Raw genomic sequence first — 16,778 nt, 5'->3', positions numbered from 1 at the left:
ACTACCAATATTTTTGTGGGGCGACAACATTTGTGCCAGGTTATCCTTGTGAGGCTTCTGAATTAGTGCATTTTAGGAAAAGGATAGGAGAAAAAGGGATAGAATTGATTCTGCAAGAGAGCATTCGTGTAAATGGTCAAGACAGCCAAGATGAGCAAGTAAGCGTAGATACGACGGTACAGGAAAAAAATATCACCTTTCCCACTGACGCTAAATTGCACCAAAAAATCATCAAACGCTGTCAAGTGATAGCTAAGCAAGAGCAGATACCATTGAGACAAAGCTATGAGCGAACCTTGAAGCAACTGAAACGGGTACAGCGTTTTCGCAATCACCCCAAGAATAAAAAGCGAGCAAGGAAAGCGGATAAAAAGATAAAAACGATAGCAGGTAGGCTGGTCAGGGAGTTGGAACGGAAACTGCCTGTGGGTTCGGTGTATCAGAAGGATTTGCAATTATACAAGCAAGTCTTGGCACAGGAAAGGCATAGTAAAGGTAAGATTTATTCATTGCACGAAGTGGATGTTTGTTGTATTTCCAAAGGGAAAGAGCATCAGCCTTATGAATTTGGGAATAAGGTCTCTATTGTGCTTACTGATAGTGGAGTAATCGTGGGTGCTATGGGCTTTCGCAATGAATATGATGGACACACTTTGCGACCTGCTCTTGAACAGGTCAAGCGTTTGGTGGGTAAGTTACCCAAGCAAGCCAAAGTGGATAGAGGTTACAGGGGCGAAAAAAATATTGAGGGGACAGAAATTTTGTTACCCACCCCACCCCATAAGACACAAAGCTACTACCAAAAACGCAAATTAAGCCGATTACACCGAAAGCGAGCAGGTATTGAGGCGGTGATTGGACATTTGAAAACTGACCTCCGATTGAAGCGAAACTTCTACAAGGGTATCTTGGGCGATAACATCAACATTATGCTTGCTGCCGCTGCTTTTAACTTCAAGAGGTTGATGAACCGCTACAAGGTTTCTTTTTGCCTATTTTTGCAAAGGCTTTTTTACTCGCTTCAAAGTTTTCTTTCGGTAAAAAATAAATTCAAATATACTTTTTAAGGGACGACTAGTTAGCTCATAGCTTATGTTGAGAATTCAGTAATCAATTAGCAGTTATATGAACTTTTTTATTGTTTTTCCTTTTTTGTCCTTTGTTGCTCTTTTTACTATTTTATATTCCAATTCTCAAAGTTTGAGTAAAAATAAAACAAGAGAAAGTTTTTTACTCACAATATTAATTATTTCTGTACTAATTGCAATAAGTACAGAAATACTCAGTCTATTCAGCTTACTCAACTCTTTTTTTATTAGCTTTTTATGGATTATAATCCTCATAACATTACTTGTATTTTACTTTTACAGTTTTAATAAGGTTAGATTTTGGCTAGCAAATGAGAGTTATGAAAAAATTGCTATCATAGCTTTAGCTTGTTTTCTGGCAGGTCTTTTAATAATTGCCATACTGCACCCTTCTACCAATTGGGATTCTATGACCTATCATCTGAGCAGGGTGATGCATTGGAAACAAAACCAAAATTTGCAATATTATGCTTCACATATAGAAAGACAAATCGTTTTTCAAGGTTTTGCTGAATATTTCATCTTACACACTATCTTGCTCACGCAAAATGACTATTTTGTAAATCTCCCTCAATGGCTTTCCTTTGTAGGTTTAATTGCAGCCTCTTCTCTCATAGCTTCCGAGCTTGGTATTTCGCGTAAGGGGCAAATACTTACAGCCTTTTTAGTCCTTGCTATTCCTATTGCTTTATTACAAGCATATTCTACTCAGAATGATTTGGTAGGAGCTTTTTTTTCTATTTGCTCTTTTTGGTTTTTTCTTAAAATACTAAAGAGAAAATATCAATATTCAGTTCTATTAGGGGGAAGTATTGGAATGGCAATTCTCACTAAAGGTACTTCTTATTTGTATCTAACACCTTTAATCCTTTCTTTTATTATTCTTTGGCTTAAAAACAGAACTTATGTACTGCTTAAAGCAGGGTTCATTACTGCAATTACAATAATATTATTAAATACGGGATTATTTTTTAGAAACCTTTCTACTTTTCATAATCTCTTGCTTGCAAACTCTAAGGAAGTAAATGCTGTAAAAAATCAGACTTATCACTTAAAGAGTTTTTACAGCAATTTAATTAGAGGCTTCTCCAATAATTTAGTTTTACCTTATCTTGAAACGACTATATTCTTCGATAACATTGTTCGGGGGTTACACAAAGTAGCTCAAATAGATATAGATGATAAGCGTACTTCTTTTACAAAGTTTGAAATGCCTTATGGACAAAAACTTTATTCTCAAGACTATGCCCCTTCACCTTTGCATGCTTGGATTTTTTTAATTTTACTACCAATTTGGTATATTTTTAGAGAAAAATTGAGCAAAGAGTTTAGAGATACACTTTTTTGGGGGCTGAGTGGCTTTTTACTTTTGATTTTTATGCTTAAATGGCAACCTTTTGGGGTCCGCTTTCAAATTCCTTTTTGGACTTGGGTTTCTATTTGGCTGGCTTACACAATTGATGTATTTTGGCAAAAAGAAAATAAACTCAAAAAATGGGTTTTTCTTATGGTTTATTTTCTTTTATCATTAAAGAGTGTATTTTATCTATATAATTCTGCTAATTTGGCTTTCAAAGAGAAAAAAAATGTTTGGAATACGCCTAGAGAAGAACTATACTTCTTGGCTCGTCCTAATTTGTACCAAGACTACAAAAAACTTGTAGAGCAAATTATTCAAACTCGCTGTAAAAAAATCGGACTTATTCTCAAATTAGATGATTGGGAATATCCACTTTGGCAAATGTTGCATAACAGAGGTTTTTATCCTGAAATTAGACATATTCAGGTAGAAAATATTGCCAAAGTATTGGAGGATAAAAACTTTCAGCCTTGTATTATTGTAAAAATTGATAATCACAACGGTATTGCTAAAATTCTTTAGTTATGGCTTGGAAAGAAAGGCTATTTTTAGTAAGTATCATTATTGGGCTTATTGTTGCTTTATTTTTCACCATTGATGCCTACGAAAATCGCATCTTGAAAGAAGAATTTCGTGTGGTAGATGGCAAAAAAATCAAGAAGAAATACACCAAACAAGAAATTTTAGAAATGATAAAATCCCTGCCTGACTATCAGGGAGATAGCCTGACTATCTTTGAAGATGGTACTATTCGCAGTTCTATTCCTGAATTGGATGGCGGTCTGAACTATGCCCAAACCGATAAAGCAACGCGTAAATATTTGGAAGACATTGCCCGAAACGAACATTTGCCTTTTGCTTTTGTAGTGTATAAGCACGTTTTGCCCTATTACATCAACGAACATATTAAAAAGAAAAAAACGGATACAATCTCAAAAAATAATTAGACGCAAAATTTCAGTTCCCTAACAAAAATTAAATATTTTTTATAAGTTGTTCATTTTGAAAATGATAACATTTATTGTCTTTACGTAAAAGTTTTCCCTTGATTGTAAGCCATATAAAATAATTACAAAGACTCTTTTTTATATTTTCAAACCAAAATTTTTTCGGAGGATTAAAAAGAATTTTACTAGCCTATTCAAAAAAAGTACATTTTTGAAACAAAAAAATTTTTCTTGCGTTTAGCAAATAAAGAGTTTTACATTTTTTGATATGAGAATCGGTATTGTTTGCTACCCAACTTTCGGCGGTAGTGGTGTGGTGGCTACGGAATTGGGCAAGGCTTTGGCTCAAAAGGGTCACCAGATACATTTTATTACTTATTCACAACCCGTAAGGCTAGACTTTTTCAATGAAAATATTTACTACCACGAAGTGTATATTCCGAGTTATCCGCTTTTTCAGCACGCTCCCTACGAATTAGCTCTGACAAGTAAAATTGTTGATGTAGCTACCAATATTGAGTTAGACCTTTTGCACGTACATTATGCAATTCCTCACGCTTCAGCAGGTATTTTGGCAAGACAAATATTAGCCACCAAAGGCATTATCTTGCCCGTAATTACCACCTTACACGGCACTGATATAACACTGGTAGGCAAAGACCCTTCTTTTGAGCCTGTCGTTACACATAGCATCAATCTTTCTGACGGCGTAACTACCGTTTCAGAAAGTCTAAAAAAAGACACTTTTGCTCATTTTGAAGTTACCCAAGAAATTGAAGTAATCCCCAATTTTATAGATTTAAGCAAGTTCAAAAGGCAGAAAAAAGAGCATTTCAAGAAAGCTATTTGCCCCAATGATGAAAAATTGCTTATTCATACCTCTAATTTTCGTAAAGTTAAGCGAATTGAAGATGTAATTGCTGTTTTTGCAGAAGTAAAAAAGCAAATTCCTGCTAAATTGCTCTTGGTAGGCGATGGTCCCGAAAGACCTAAAATAGAACAATTGTGTCGCGAATTGGAAATTAGTCGTTGTGTGCATTTCTTGGGTAAATTAGATGCAGTAGAGGAAGTTCTTTCAGTAGCCGATATTTTTCTGATGCCTTCCGAAACGGAAAGTTTTGGGCTGGCGGCATTAGAAGCAATGGCTTGTGAGGTCCCAGTAATCTCTTCTAATGCAGGAGGTTTGCCCGAGCTAAATATTCAAGGGGTTACAGGTTTTCTGAGCAATGTGGGTGATGTAAAAGATATGGTAGAAAAAACGCTTTTTATTTTGAAAGACGAAAATCTACCTATTTTTCGTGCTAATGCCCTTGCTCGTGCCAAAGAATTTGAAATTTCTAAAATTGTACCACTCTATGAAGGTTACTATGAAAAGGTTTTAGAAAGAATACATACTGAAAGTAGTTTACAGAAATCTATATAGTATTCTCTTAAAAATGGTATAAGTATTTCAATATCAAGAAATTATTTTAGTATTTTCATTTGAGAAAATGCAAGATTTTGTAAATTTGTGTCAAAAACCTTGCAAATTATTGTTATGCTACCCAAGAAAACCCCTGTCAATCAGTTAAGTTTATTTTTTAGTTTTGCGGATACGCCCAACCAAAAACATCCGCTTTATATTTTAGCCAATCAAATCAATTGGTCGATATTTGAGCAGGCTTTTGAGCCCTTGTATAGTGCCAGCACTGGCAGACCAGCCAAGCCCATTCGCTTGATGGTAGGATTGTTGATGTTAAAACATATTCGCAATATTTCCGATGAGAGTGTAGTGGAACAGTGGAGTGAAAACATTTACTACCAATATTTTTGTGGAGAAACCTCTTTTGTAGCGGGCTATCCTTGTGAGGCTTCTGAATTAGTGCATTTCAGGAAAAGAATAGGGGAAAAAGGGATAGAATTGATTTTACAAGAAAGCATTCGTGTGAATGGTCAAGATAGCCAAGATGAGCAAGTAAGCGTAGATACGACAACAGGAAAAGAATATCAGTTTTCCAACGGACGCTAAATTGCACCAAAAAATCATCAAACGTTGTCAAGCGATAGCCAAACAAGAGCAGTTGGTATTCAGACAAAGCTATGAGCGAACCTTAAAGCAACTGAAACGAGGACAGCGTTTTCGCAATCACCCTAATAATAAAAAGCGGGCGAGGAAGGCAGATAAAAAGCTAAAAACGATAGCAGGTAGGCTGCTTAGGGAGTTGGAGCGGAAACTGCCTGTGGGTAAGGATTTTTTACTCGCTTCAAACATTACTTGAGGTAAAAAATAAATGCAAATGCACTTTTTAAGGGACGACTAAATATTTGGAAGATATTGCCCGAAACGAACATTTGCCTTTTGCTTTTGTAGTATATAAGCACGTTTTGCCCTATTATATCAACGAACACGTAAAAGGTAAGAAAGCAGATACAACTATCAGAAAATAAATGCAAATCATAGAAAGTTTTTCAGAATTAGGTAATCATATTTCTCAGATACCTGCTGAAGTCAAGTTAAAAGCATATTTACACAATGCTTGGTTTTCAGTTGAAAACATTGAAAAAGCCCTCAAAGGTATTGAAATTTACTTACAGAAGGAAAACTTACAAAAGTGGTTAGCCCCTTATCAGAATAGATTACCTACTCAAGCCCCTAAAAAAGTAGCCGTAGTAATGGCGGGTAATATTCCTTTGGTAGGTTTTCACGATTTTTTAAGCGTACTGATTTCGGGACATACGTTGATGGCTCGTATGAGTAGTGATGATAAAGTTTTATTGCCTTATATTACCCAAAAACTTTTAGAAATACAACCAGATTTAGATAAAAGACTTGTTTTCGTAGAAAAAGTGAATGAAGCTGATGCCATTATTGCCACAGGAAGCGATAACACAGCCTTACATTTTGAGTATTATTTTCGTAATAAACCCCATCTTATTCGTAAAAACCGAGTAAGTATAGCCATTTTGAATGGCAAAGAAACAAGAGATGAGCTTGAAAATTTGGGAGAAGATATTTTTACATATTTTGGGTTAGGTTGCAGAAATGTTTCTAAAATATTTGTTCCCGTAGGATATAATTTTGAGCTATTTTTTCAAGCTATTGAAAAATTTGCGGGTGTCAGAAATCATCATAAATATTTCAATAATTATGAATACAATAAAGCAGTGTACCTGCTTCGCCCCGTGAAACACTTGGATAATGGTTTTCTATTGCTTTCGCAGAATGAAGAGATGGCTTCACCTGTGGCGTGTCTGTATTATGATTTTTATGCTAATGAAGAAGAGTTGAAACAAAAACTAAATTTGCAGAAGCATAAAATTCAATGTGTCGTTTCGCAAAATGCTTGGTGGAAAGGGAGCATTCCTTTTGGCAAAGCCCAATATCCTGAACTTTGGGATTATGCTGATGGTGTAAATACTTTGGACTTCTTGCTTAATCTTTAAGCATTAAGGCAATGATAGACATTGTATAGGTCAAAATAGCGGTGGTCTATTACCTCGTCAAAAACATAGCTAAATGATAAATTTGAAGGTTTTTTGCCAAATTCTACATTACGCACATATTTTTGAAGCAAATTGTAAATGCCTGAGTCCTTGCTAATTTCTCCATATAGCTTCACCTGACAAGTTTCGGCATCAAGTTGTAATTCATCTATGGCAAAAAGTATAAAATATACAAAATCTTGCGGACTTTGATAGTAATAGCGATTATGCAAGAGTAAATTTTCTCCTTGTAAAATGGTCATATTCATATACTTGCTTTCAATGTAAATGAATATGTTAGCTCCCTCGTGATTTTCTTGCAAAGCTCCTTCCAAAAAGGCATCGGATTGATGTAAAACTTGAATTTCCTTGTTCGGATAGGCTTTCTTTGCCCAATCAATAAATTCAGTTTCTATGCGAAAAATACTATGGTACTTGCGTTTGCTATGAAAAAAACTTCTTACCTCCGCATTATCCAAGTTATTGGGGTAAAGTTCAAGGTAAGTGTGTATTAGCGTTTCATCGAAAAATTCATCAGGAATAAGAGCAAAACAGCCACTACGAGCCACTAAAATAATATCTTTCCAATATCCTGCCCGCAGTATCAAATGGCTTTCCAAAATACCATTAAGTTGTTCTATGGTATCGGAGCGAGTATTCAAGCCAGAAAAGCGATAGTCTTCTAAAAGCATACATTTTTTTTGTGCTTCATCAACAACCACTACTCGTAGATTTTTATCCTCCACAGAAAGAAATAATCCATATTGACTTAATTGGTTGATGTCTAACGAAGGGTCGTTAATACGATGAGTAACCCTAACCTTTTTGCTAATTTCCTGCATTGAATAAAATTTTGAGAATTGTCCGAGAAAATCTGACTTGTAACAAGCAAAAAAATAAAATATTTTTCAAACTTCAAAAATTCGGAATAAAATTTTGTAAAAATGCTTCTAAAAACAAGGGCTTCGCACTGCAAAGCCCTCATTTATGAATGGTAGATATTGAAAAAGATTTTACAATTTTATGGGAAAATACCCATTAGCTGATAGCTCAATGCTATTTTTTTGATAGCAATATAGAAAGCGGCAGTACGCAAGTCGCCAAGTTCGGGCTTTTGCTTCAAGGCTTCACGAATTTCCTGATAAGAGCCTATCATTGTGTCTTCCAAACCTGAACGAACGATATCCTCTTCATCTGAGCCTTGCACAATTTTGCTTCTTTCTTCATAAGAAAGATGTTTGCCTGTGAGAGCTTCAACGGTATCTACAATTTTTCCATAACTTTTCTCCTCGGCACGCTTGCCCATACGTCCAAAACGTACATTTGAAAGGTTTTTGAGCCATTCAAAGTAAGAAACCGTTACTCCACCTGCATTCAAATACAAATCAGGAATAATAACGATACCTTTTTGAAGCAAAATTTGCTCAGCAAGCATCGTAACAGGACCATTGGCAGCTTCGGCAATAATTTTAGCCTTAATTCTATCGGCATTATCTTTGGTAATCTGATTTTCCAAAGCGGCAGGAATGAGAATATCACATTCCATTTCAAGCATTGAAAGGGAATTTTCTATGTTTTGAGCACCGGGAAAATTCAAAATAGATTTAGTCTCTTTGCGATGCTTGAAAACCGCCTCTACATCTAATCCGTTTGCATTATAGATTCCTCCTTCATATTCAGCGATACCAATGATTTTCGCTCCTGCTTCGTGTAAAAATTTGGCTGAATGATACCCCACATTTCCGAATCCTTGAATGATTACGGTCTTGTCTTTTATGCCTGTGGTTAAACCAAGTTTCTTGACATCGTCCTCATAATTCAGAAATTCTCTGATTCCGTAAAATACACCTAAACCTGTGGCTTCGGTACGCCCACGTATACCTCCGATACCTACGGGCTTTCCTGTTACACAACCTTGTGCATCGGTATCACCGAACTTGAAAGTCATATAGGTATCAGCAATCCAACCCATTTCTCTGCCACTTGTGCCATAGTCAGGAGCAGGAACATCTAAAGAAGGACCAATCAAATTCTTTTTGATAAGTTCAGCGGCAAAACGGCGAGTAACTTTTTCTAAAACTTTTTCAGAAACTTTGCGAGGATCTATTTTTACCCCCCCCTTTGCACCTCCAAAAGGCACATTTACCACCGCACACTTGAAAGTCATTAGCGTAGCAAGGGCTTTTACTTCATCTTCCGATACTTCGGGGCTATAACGAATACCACCTTTGGTAGGCAATTTGTGCAAACTGTGCTGAACACGTATGCCCTCAATATTATGAATTTCGCCGTCAATTTCAACAGGGAAATAAACTTTATAGACGCTGTTGCAATTTCTTATTCTTTCCAAAAGCCCTTGGGGTAGCCCTGTGTGCTTGGCAGCTTTGTCGTAATAATACATTACGGTGTCTAAAAATTTCTTACCTTCTTCTAAATAATTGCCCATAATTTTGTTGATTTTGAGGTTAGAATATTGCGTTTTTCACCTGCGAATTTCTATTTTTTCTCAAAAAAATCATAAAAATTCTTAAAAAAATTTTATTTCTATTGGTTACTATTCAATTACTTTATTGATAGCGTGAATGATACCATTTTTGGCGGGAATATCTGCCGCTACTGCTTGGGCTTCACCAATGGTGATTTTATCGCCTTCTACACTTACTTTGAGCTTTTTTCCGTCCAAAGTTGTTATCTCGGGTGTATTTTGAAGGGTTTTTACATTAAATTTGCCTTTAATGATATGTCTTTTGATAAATGCTCCTCCTTGCGAAACAAATTTACTCATTTTAGCTTCACCCAAACTTTCAATGGCTTTGTTGTTGGGGGCAAGCACGGTATATTCACCCTCGGTAAGCATTTTTGAAAATTCTGTGTTGAGATAAGAAGCAAACATAGAAAAATTTTCACCTGTATTCAAAATATCGGTGATAGTAGGGGCTTCTTGCATATCGGCTATGGGCTTTTGTTCCTGAATAGCTTTGGTGCTATCTTGCAGGTTTTCTGATGACGTTTGTGAGCTTTGCTCGCCACTACAAGCCCCAAATAATGTAAGAGAAGCAATCAGAAAAAGATTTTTGAACATATATTTGTAGATTTAGTTTGCGAAATAACGTACAAAAGTGCAAAAAATTTCATTTCACCGAAATACTCTTACAGGATTTTTTGACGCAAATTTGGCATTTTGCCCCAAAAAAATTTTATTTGCGAAAAAACATTATGTCTATTCATAAGGAAGGTTTTGCGACGATATTTGTAACTCTTTTTGTTTCCACCATTTTATATTTGGGGGTAGTTTGGCTTTTCCCCGAAAATAGAATTGTGCAGAATATTGTTTTGAGCATTTGCTTGATAGTTTTTGTAATTGTTTTGCAGTTTTTCAGAAATCCTACAAGGCATATTGAGCAAAACCCTACTCATATTCTTGCCCCTGCCGATGGCAAAGTGGTAGCCATTGAAGAAGTATTTGAAGGCGAATTTTTACAAAGAAATTGTCGGCAGATTTCTATTTTTATGTCGCCTTTCAATGTGCATATCAACCGCAATCCCATTTCAGGAGAAGTAAGTTATTTCAAATATCACAAAGGAAAGTATTTAGTAGCTTGGCACCCCAAATCCAGCACCGAAAACGAAAGAACAACCATCGCTGTACGTACTCCCGAAGGAAAAGAAGTGCTATTTAGGCAAATTGCGGGAGCTTTAGCAAAACGCATTGTTTGGTATGTAAAAGAAGGAGAAAAGGTACAGCAAGGTGATGAGTTTGGCTTTATTAAATTTGGCTCAAGGGTTGATATTTTTATTCCTTTGGAAGCAAAAGTGGCAGTAAAAATTGGTGAAAAGAGCGTAGGAGGAAAGACTATTCTTGCCACTTGGTAGGTCAGAATAATTCTTTTAGCTGATGTTTATACCTAAATCCTTACATTTTTGCTCAATCTTTCCAGATAGGTTTGTATAGAATGAGCCTGTAAGCTATCTGTTGAATAATCCCAAAGCATATCCATAATGGTTGTAAAGGTATTTTCAGCAGTTTCAAAAATATTGCCGAAATACTCAATTTCCAAAAGTCCATCTGCCTTTAGCTTTACACCTATACCTGAATGATACAAATTAGGAGGGTTCTTCACTACGCTGTCTTCTTCTGTATAAATCCGAAAAGTTTGGCTGCGTAACACGTTGTCGTAACTGGAAGCAAAAAGCAAATCTCCTATTTTGGGCTGTCCATAGGTATAAACTCCTTGTATAGAAAATTTTTCATCAAAAAGCCTACGGGCTGTCAGTTGTGCCAAAGCTCCACCTTGGCTATGTCCTGCAAGCCAAAGCTTTTGGGTAGGCTTGTAATGAAAGCGAATTTGCTCCAATAGTTGCTCCCAAACTGCTTGGCTTGCCTCCCAAAAGCCTTGCCGCACATTGCCTATGCCATAGGTAAATGAGCGATTATCTACGTTATTTAGCCAATCTTCTATACTATTTTCCTCGGTACCACGAAAAACAATTAGAAAAGCGTTTGTATTTGCGGTTACAAAAACGTTGGTATCATAACCCCTATTGTTACCTTCGTGTAAAAAATTGAAATGTTCGTATCCTAACTTTTGTAAATCATCATACAAGGTGTTTTCGTCTTCTCGGTACGCCCACGCTGAAAGTTGAGCCAAATGTAAAGCATTTTGCAACTCAAAATCGTCGGCATTGTGTAAAAGAGGTAGCATAGTATTAAATATTGATATTCAGAAAATAAATAGCCTCAGCTATAAGCTAAACTATTTGAAAGTTAGATGTTTGTAAAAGAAATTAGAGGAATTATCAAAAAAGCTATATTTGTAGTTCTACTTGAAGAAACAAGTAGCATTGCACTCTACAAAATTAGTAGAAATTTTGTACTCATAGACATTTTTGGAAAGAATTTAATCCTATATTTAATTGTTGCTCAATATGGAGAACTATTACAGGGGGGTATTGAAGTTCTAAAAATTCCCTGATGAAACTATGGACGGGTATTATACTTTTTTGGACAGCAAACGTACTATCGAGATTGCTATAGCCATAATGACGAAATTGTGCTTTACAAAAAAACGCAGTATCACTTTATCTTTTGTTACTTGTATTTCGCTAATCTATAAAAATTTTCTTAAATTAGTATGCAAGCAGAATATTTTTTGTAATTTTACCTCAAATTTTTCGTTTTATTCTGAAAAATCCACAAAAAACAATGGAAACAACCGTAGAAAAACCTCGCGTGCAAAAAGCCTACGAAACTCGCCGTATCCGAAAGGTGGCAGTTTTGGGAGCAGGTGTAATGGGGAGCCGTATTGCTTGCCATTTCGCTAATATTGGGGCGGAAGTGCTTTTAATGGACATTGCCCCCAAAGAACTCAGCCCCGAAGAGCAAGCCAAAGGGCTTACGCTGGAAAGTCCCGAAGTACGAAATCGTATCGTAAAAGCGGCTTTTGAAAATACGCTCAAAGCAAAACCTGCGGCACTTTACAATGAAAAATTTGCCAGCCGCATCAAACTTGGCAATTTTGAAGACAATATGCCCGAAATTGCCTCTGCCGATTGGATTATTGAAGTAGTTGTGGAACGTTTGGATATCAAACAGAAAGTTTTTGAGCAAGTAGAAAAGTATCGTAAAAAAGGAACGCTTATCACCTCCAATACTTCGGGCATTCCTATCCGAATGATGGCAGAAGGCAGAAGCGATGATTTCAAAGCTCATTTCTGCGGCACACACTTTTTCAACCCGCCTCGCTATCTGAAACTTTTAGAAATTATCCCTACCGAGCATACCAAACCCGAAGTAGTAGAATTTTTGATGGATTATGGAGCTCAAATTTTGGGTAAAACTACCGTACTTTGCAAAGATACACCTGCCTTCATTGCTAATCGTGTAGGCGTTTATGCCATTATGGACGCTCTGCATACCATTGAAGCAATGGGATTGAGTGTGGAAGCCGTAGATAAACTCACTGGTCCTGTGCTTGGCAGACCCAAATCAGCTACATTCCGCACGCTTGATGTAGTAGGTTTGGACACAATGATTCTTGTGGCAAATGGTTTGAGCCAAAATGTTCCTCACGATGAGAGCAAAGAGGCTTTTCGCCTGCCCAAATCTTTGGAGTTTTTGAAAGAAAAAAATTGGCTCGGTGATAAATCAGGGCAAGGTTATTACAAAAAAGACAAAGAAACCAAAGAAATTTTTGCTCTTGACCTCAAAACTTTTGAATACAAGCCCCAAGAAAAAGTAAAATTCAAGGCTTTGGAAGCAACCAAAATGATTGATAAGGTAAAAGAGCGTTTGCCCGTGCTTATCAAATCCGATGACCAAGCAGGGGAATTTTACCGAAAAACATTTGCTTCGCTATTTGCCTATGTGGCTAATCGTATCCCTGAAATTGCAGACCACCTTTATCAGATTGATGATGCCGTATGTGCAGGTTTTGGTTGGGAAGTGGGTCCTTTTGAAACTTGGGACACCATTGGCATTGAGTATGGTTGTCAGATTATTCAGGAGGCAGGTAAAAAAGTAGCTCCTTGGGTACAAGAAATGCTCGCCGCAGGAAATACTTCTTTCTATAAACTTGAAAATGGCAAGCAATTGTATTACGATATACCTTCAAAATCTTACAAGCCTATCCAAAAAAGTGGCGAGATTATCATTTTAGATAATATTCGCAAAACCAACAAAGTATGGGGCAATGCAGGTTCTACACTTTTTGATTTGGGCGATGGTATTTTGGGCTTGGAGTTTCATACTAAAATGAACTCTATTGGTGCAGAAGTAATAGAGGGTATCAACCGAGCCATAGAAATAGCTGAAAAAGATTTTAGAGGCTTAGTAATTGGCTCAAATGCTGAAAACTTTTCGGCAGGAGCAAATTTGGCAATGCTGATGATGTTTGCTATTGAGCAAGAGTGGGACGAAATCAATCTGATGATTGCCCAGTTCCAAAAAACAATGATGCGAGCCCGCTATTCAGCTATTCCTGTGGTTACGGCACCTGCGGGGCTTGCCTTGGGGGGCGGTTGCGAGCTAAATTTACACGCCGACCATATACACGCCCACGCCGAAACATATATGGGACTGGTAGAATTTGGCGTAGGACTTATTCCTGCGGGAGGAGGCTCAAAAGAAATGACTTTGCGAGTTTCAGATTCTTTCCAAGAAGGTGATGTAGAATTCAATAATTTGCAAACCGCCTTTATGAATATCGCCACTGCCAAAGTTGCTACCTCAGCTCATGAAGCTATGGAAATGGGCTACTTACGCAAAAGTGATACTATCGGCTTAAACCGAGCTTTCCACCTTGCCGAAGCCAAAGCCAAAGCTATTGAGCTTGCTGAAATGGGCTATACGCAACCCAAACAACGCGAAGATATTAAAGTTTTGGGTAGAAGTGCATTAGCTACACTAAAAGCAGGTATTGTAGGAATGTTGTATGGCAATTACATCTCCGAACACGATGCCAAAATTGCCGAAAAACTTGCTTACGTAATGACAGGCGGCGACCTAACAAGCCCTCAACTTGTTTCGGAGCAGTATCTTTTGGATTTAGAAAGAGAAGCTTTCCTTTCGCTTTGTGGCGAAAAGAAAACCCTTGAACGTATTCAAAGCATCTTGACCACAGGAAAACCGCTGAGAAATTAGTATGTAGTATAGGGTATAGAGTACGGAGTATTATGATGTACATTTTCATTTTACATCTAATCTTTAACAATATGCATAAGTTCAAGGACTTAAAGGTTTGGCAAAAATCTGTTGAATTAGCAACTGACATATACAGATTAACAACTACTTTTCCAAGTGAGGAAAAATTTGGCTTAATTAGTCAAATGCGTAGATGTGTAGTTTCCATATCCTCAAATATTGCTGAGGGAGCAGGAAGAGATACTAAAAAAGATTTTTCCAATTTTTTATCCATTGCTTATGCTTCTTGTTGTGAACTCAATACCCAACTTATTATCTCTTACAACTTGAACTATATTGCTCAAAATCAATTAAAAGAAATAGAAAGTTGTATTGAAGAAATACAAAAAATGCTTTTTAGTCTAAAAAATACATTGGTTTAATTCTAATGAGTAGGTTTTACTTAATACTGCTTACTCATTACTAAATACTAAAAAAATGAACGCATACATCGTAGCAGGCTATCGTACAGCCGTAGGAAAAGCAAAAAGAGGGGGCTTTCGTTTTACTCGCCCCGATGACCTCGCCGCAGAGGTGATTAAGCATTTGGTAAAATCGATTCCTAATTTTGACGCCTCACGCGTAGAGGATTTGATTGTAGGTTGTGCCATTCCCGAAGCCGAACAAGGAATGCAAATCGGTAGAATGATTGCTTTGCAATCCTTACCTGTGAATGTTCCCGGATTTGTGATAAATCGCTATTGTGGTTCAGGGCTGGAAGCTATTGCCTTGGCTTCGCAACGCATACACTCGGGTATGGCAGATTGTATTATTGCAGGGGGTACTGAATCTATGTCGCTTGTACCTATGATGGGCTATAAACCCGCTTTGAATTTTCAAGTAGCTACCCAACACCCCGATTACTACCTGAGTATGGGGCTTACTGCCGAGCAAGTTGCCAAAGACTATAAAATAAGCCGTGATGCTCAAGATGAATTTGCTTACACTTCTCACCAAAGGGCTATTGAGGCTATTAAGACGGGAAAGTTCAAAGATGAAATTGTACCTGTAAGTGTGGAAGAGGTTTATGTTGAAAACGGCAAGAAAAAGAAAAAATCTTGGGTAGTAGAAATTGATGAAGGACCTCGTGCCGATACTACTATGGAGGCTTTGGCAAAGCTCAAACCCGCTTTTGCCGCAGGTGGTAGCGTAACCGCAGGTAACTCTTCGCAAACCTCCGATGGTGCCGCTTTTGTAATGATAATGTCTGAAAAGTTGGTTAATGAATTAGGCTTGAAACCTATTGCTCGTATGATGTCTTATGCAGTAATGGGTGTAGAACCTCGTATTATGGGCATTGGTCCTGTGGCGGCAATTCCGAAGGCTTTGGAAAAAGCAGGATTAAAACTCGCTGATATTGGTTTAATTGAACTTAATGAAGCCTTTGCCGCTCAAAGCCTTGCCGTAATCAATGAACTTGGCTTAGACCGCAACATTACCAATGTGAATGGTGGAGCTATCGCTTTGGGACACCCACTGGGCTGTTCGGGAGCCAAACTTTCCGTACAACTTTTCAACGAAATGAAACGCCGAAAAGTAAAATATGGAATGGTGAGTGCTTGCGTAGGTGGCGGACAAGGTGTAGCAGGGATTTTTGAGGCTTTATAGCAAAAAGGGGCAATTAGCCCCTTTTTTATGGATAAATCATTTTGAGTTGTAGAGTTTTGAGGGGGCGTTCTAAAAAAAAGCCTGCTTGTCTGAAACTTGGATTTTTGATTTTAGGGCGGTAATTATTAGAAAAGCAATAGCCTTCTTTGGGCAAGCCTACAAGCGTATAATCCATTTTTTTATTATCGTTCTCATCGTGAAGCACCGAAACAGCATAATCGCCATAAGGTAAGTTATCAAATTCTACATATACCCTTCTGCTTTCGGGAATATCTAATTCGGCGTTGCATAAAGCAAGCTGAAAATTAGTAGGAAAACCTTTGGCTTTATCAAAGAGATTAACCAAAATCTTTCCTTTTTGATTGCGAATTTCAACGATTTCAATTTTCAATTTGCCTGTACCTTGGTGAAAGCAAAGCCACATTTGTCCCAAAAGAAATATCCAAGAATAAATCATAGCGAAAAAGAATTTTTTTCAGTCCTCCGACAAAATTTTTAGTTTGAAAAAGTAAAAAAAGAGCCATATAATTGTTGAGAGAAAAAACAAAGTTTATATGGCTCACACACAAGGGAAAGCTTTACGCAAAGGTAATGAAATGTTAGCTGTTTTGCAAAAATATTTATCAGATTGGCAT

General features: G+C 37.1%; 15 protein-coding genes and 2 pseudogenes. 12 read left to right on the top strand and 5 right to left on the bottom strand.

The genetic code is table 11. The annotated features are described in order from the left end of the window. The 7 genes and pseudogenes from Rain11_RS12480 to Rain11_RS12455 form a co-directional block, all read left to right on the top strand. Window positions 1–968 (top strand): annotated as a pseudogene (locus Rain11_RS12480) (IS5 family transposase); the annotation flags it as partial. Between the two features lie 529 nt (window positions 969–1,497). Continuing rightward, window positions 1,498–2,970: an ArnT family glycosyltransferase gene (locus Rain11_RS12475; protein ID WP_165778138.1), complete on the top strand. Its 1,473-nt coding sequence runs from the start codon at window positions 1,498–1,500 to the stop codon at window positions 2,968–2,970. 2 nt (window positions 2,971–2,972) lie between these two features. Beyond that, the gene (locus Rain11_RS12470; protein ID WP_101359702.1) at window positions 2,973–3,395 is read left to right on the top strand and encodes a hypothetical protein; all 423 of its coding nucleotides are present in this window, start codon (window positions 2,973–2,975) and stop codon (window positions 3,393–3,395) included. Between the two features lie 268 nt (window positions 3,396–3,663). Continuing rightward, a complete protein-coding gene (bshA, locus tag Rain11_RS12465) occupies window positions 3,664–4,818 on the top strand; it encodes an N-acetyl-alpha-D-glucosaminyl L-malate synthase BshA (RefSeq protein WP_101359701.1) in 1,155 nt (384 codons plus the stop codon). Between the two features lie 114 nt (window positions 4,819–4,932). Continuing rightward, window positions 4,933–5,629: pseudogene (locus Rain11_RS12460) on the top strand (transposase); the annotation flags it as partial. Between the two features lie 70 nt (window positions 5,630–5,699). Continuing rightward, on the top strand, window positions 5,700–5,822 hold the full coding sequence (locus Rain11_RS14175) for a hypothetical protein (protein WP_262502185.1): 123 nt from the start codon (window positions 5,700–5,702) through the stop codon (window positions 5,820–5,822). Then, window positions 5,823–6,818 (top strand): acyl-CoA reductase, encoded by a 996-nt coding sequence (locus Rain11_RS12455; protein WP_101359700.1) that lies wholly within the window; start codon window positions 5,823–5,825, stop codon window positions 6,816–6,818. Here the strand turns inward: Rain11_RS12455 and Rain11_RS12450 are convergent. The 3 genes from Rain11_RS12450 to Rain11_RS12440 form a co-directional block, all read right to left on the bottom strand. Then, window positions 6,815–7,699, bottom strand: a complete 885-nt coding sequence (locus Rain11_RS12450; protein WP_101359699.1) for a DUF3822 family protein — start codon at window positions 7,697–7,699, stop codon at window positions 6,815–6,817. The genes Rain11_RS12455 and Rain11_RS12450 overlap by 4 nt on opposite strands. A 179-nt stretch (window positions 7,700–7,878) precedes the next feature. Further along, window positions 7,879–9,303, bottom strand: coding sequence for a Glu/Leu/Phe/Val family dehydrogenase (locus Rain11_RS12445; RefSeq protein ID WP_101359698.1), 1,425 nt, complete (start codon window positions 9,301–9,303; stop codon window positions 7,879–7,881). A gap of 108 nt (window positions 9,304–9,411) precedes the next feature. Further along, window positions 9,412–9,939, bottom strand: coding sequence for a fasciclin domain-containing protein (locus Rain11_RS12440; protein WP_101359697.1), 528 nt, complete (start codon window positions 9,937–9,939; stop codon window positions 9,412–9,414). Window positions 9,940–10,073: 134 nt separating this feature from the next. Here Rain11_RS12440 and Rain11_RS12435 point away from each other — a divergent pair, with 134 nt between their 5' ends. Further along, the gene (locus tag Rain11_RS12435) at window positions 10,074–10,730 is read left to right on the top strand and encodes a phosphatidylserine decarboxylase family protein (protein ID WP_101359705.1); all 657 of its coding nucleotides are present in this window, start codon (window positions 10,074–10,076) and stop codon (window positions 10,728–10,730) included. A 32-nt stretch (window positions 10,731–10,762) separates the two neighbouring features. On the opposite strand, the gene Rain11_RS12430 is transcribed toward Rain11_RS12435, so the two are convergent. Continuing rightward, window positions 10,763–11,560 carry a lipase family protein gene (locus Rain11_RS12430; protein WP_101359696.1) on the bottom strand — a complete coding sequence of 266 codons (798 nt, stop codon included), beginning with the start codon at window positions 11,558–11,560 and terminating at the stop codon, window positions 10,763–10,765. 66 nt (window positions 11,561–11,626) lie between these two features. Between Rain11_RS12430 and Rain11_RS12425 the strand changes: the two genes are divergently transcribed. The 4 genes from Rain11_RS12425 (at window position 11,627) to Rain11_RS12410 (ending at window position 16,143) form a co-directional block, all read left to right on the top strand. Continuing rightward, window positions 11,627–11,830, top strand: coding sequence for a hypothetical protein (locus Rain11_RS12425; RefSeq protein WP_101359695.1), 204 nt, complete (start codon window positions 11,627–11,629; stop codon window positions 11,828–11,830). Window positions 11,831–12,060: 230 nt separating this feature from the next. After that, window positions 12,061–14,496 (top strand): 3-hydroxyacyl-CoA dehydrogenase/enoyl-CoA hydratase family protein, encoded by a 2,436-nt coding sequence (locus Rain11_RS12420; protein ID WP_101359694.1) that lies wholly within the window; start codon window positions 12,061–12,063, stop codon window positions 14,494–14,496. A gap of 71 nt (window positions 14,497–14,567) precedes the next feature. Next, window positions 14,568–14,918: a four helix bundle protein gene (locus Rain11_RS12415; RefSeq protein ID WP_101359693.1), complete on the top strand. Its 351-nt coding sequence runs from the start codon at window positions 14,568–14,570 to the stop codon at window positions 14,916–14,918. A gap of 55 nt (window positions 14,919–14,973) precedes the next feature. Continuing rightward, on the top strand, window positions 14,974–16,143 hold the full coding sequence (locus Rain11_RS12410) for a thiolase family protein (RefSeq protein WP_101359692.1): 1,170 nt from the start codon (window positions 14,974–14,976) through the stop codon (window positions 16,141–16,143). 25 nt (window positions 16,144–16,168) lie between these two features. Here the strand turns inward: Rain11_RS12410 and Rain11_RS12405 are convergent, their stop codons facing one another. Next, window positions 16,169–16,600, bottom strand: coding sequence for a DUF2141 domain-containing protein (locus Rain11_RS12405; RefSeq protein ID WP_101359691.1), 432 nt, complete (start codon window positions 16,598–16,600; stop codon window positions 16,169–16,171). Window positions 16,601–16,778: the final 178 nt, after the last annotated feature.

Source organism: Raineya orbicola, from assembly GCF_002843425.1.
Lineage (GTDB): Bacteria > Bacteroidota > Bacteroidia > Cytophagales > Thermonemataceae > Raineya > Raineya orbicola.
This window is presented reverse-complemented; position numbering and strand designations above follow the sequence as displayed.

Coding starts and splice junctions, on each gene's coding strand:
- Rain11_RS12455 (WP_101359700.1), top strand. CDS start 5,823: ATGCAAATCATAGAAAGTTTTTCAGAATTAGGTAATCATATTTCTCAG.
- Rain11_RS12445 (WP_101359698.1), bottom strand. CDS start 9,303: ATGGGCAATTATTTAGAAGAAGGTAAGAAATTTTTAGACACCGTAATG.
- Rain11_RS12415 (WP_101359693.1), top strand. CDS start 14,568: ATGCATAAGTTCAAGGACTTAAAGGTTTGGCAAAAATCTGTTGAATTA.
- Rain11_RS12450 (WP_101359699.1), bottom strand. CDS start 7,699: ATGCAGGAAATTAGCAAAAAGGTTAGGGTTACTCATCGTATTAACGAC.
- Rain11_RS12405 (WP_101359691.1), bottom strand. CDS start 16,600: ATGATTTATTCTTGGATATTTCTTTTGGGACAAATGTGGCTTTGCTTT.
- Rain11_RS12470 (WP_101359702.1), top strand. CDS start 2,973: ATGGCTTGGAAAGAAAGGCTATTTTTAGTAAGTATCATTATTGGGCTT.
- bshA (WP_101359701.1), top strand. CDS start 3,664: ATGAGAATCGGTATTGTTTGCTACCCAACTTTCGGCGGTAGTGGTGTG.
- Rain11_RS12440 (WP_101359697.1), bottom strand. CDS start 9,939: ATGTTCAAAAATCTTTTTCTGATTGCTTCTCTTACATTATTTGGGGCT.
- Rain11_RS12430 (WP_101359696.1), bottom strand. CDS start 11,560: ATGCTACCTCTTTTACACAATGCCGACGATTTTGAGTTGCAAAATGCT.
- Rain11_RS12410 (WP_101359692.1), top strand. CDS start 14,974: ATGAACGCATACATCGTAGCAGGCTATCGTACAGCCGTAGGAAAAGCA.
- Rain11_RS12475 (WP_165778138.1), top strand. CDS start 1,498: ATGACCTATCATCTGAGCAGGGTGATGCATTGGAAACAAAACCAAAAT.
- Rain11_RS12435 (WP_101359705.1), top strand. CDS start 10,074: ATGTCTATTCATAAGGAAGGTTTTGCGACGATATTTGTAACTCTTTTT.
- Rain11_RS12420 (WP_101359694.1), top strand. CDS start 12,061: ATGGAAACAACCGTAGAAAAACCTCGCGTGCAAAAAGCCTACGAAACT.
- Rain11_RS12425 (WP_101359695.1), top strand. CDS start 11,627: ATGTTTGTAAAAGAAATTAGAGGAATTATCAAAAAAGCTATATTTGTA.